This is a genomic window from Sinorhizobium sp. M4_45, from assembly GCF_002885915.1.
GTDB lineage: Bacteria > Pseudomonadota > Alphaproteobacteria > Rhizobiales > Rhizobiaceae > Sinorhizobium > Sinorhizobium meliloti_A.
The window spans coordinates 1-543 of the sequence record NZ_NWVE01000032.1 but is presented as its reverse complement, the minus strand read 5'-3'; the positions used below and the strand labels follow the sequence as shown (position 1 = coordinate 543).

Genomic DNA, 543 nt, shown 5'->3' with positions numbered 1-543 from the left:
CGTTCTCGACGGCGCCTTTCTGCCAAGGTGAATTCGGATCGCAAAACCAGCTCCTGGCGCCGAGTCCATCTTCCAAAGCCCTGAAGCCGCGAAACTCGGTACCGCGGTCGAAAGTGAAGCTCTGCCGGGCAAAGGCGGGCAGCGGTGCAAGGGCATCGACGATCTTGCCGATGAGCGGTTGCGAGTGGCGGCTGCCATTCTTGATCATCACCGTGTAGCGGCTCTTGCGCTCGACCAGCGAGGTAACATTGGCGTTCCCGAGCGCGCGCTCGAAGATCAGGAGATCGCCCTCCCAATGGCCGAACTGCGAGCGATCGGCAATAAAATCAGGACGTTGACCGATCCGGCAGTCAAACGGGATCAAGCCGTCACGGGGCTTGCGGGCGCGGCGTGGGCGGCGCTTGCGGCGGCCTTCGGGCAAATGCCGATAGAGCTCCAGCGCATAATCTTCCTTGCCATAAATAAAGCGATAGATCGTCTCGGTGCAGACACGGACGGCGCTTACGCCATCGGCAAGCAGGCGACCGGCGATCTGCTCCGGCG

1 protein-coding gene is annotated in these 543 nt (G+C 61.9%); it reads right to left on the bottom strand.

All coding sequences use genetic code 11. The annotated features are described in order from the left end of the window. Positions 1-543: IS30 family transposase (locus CN933_RS31205; RefSeq protein ID WP_146032697.1), on the bottom strand; the 543-nt coding region annotated here is incomplete at both ends.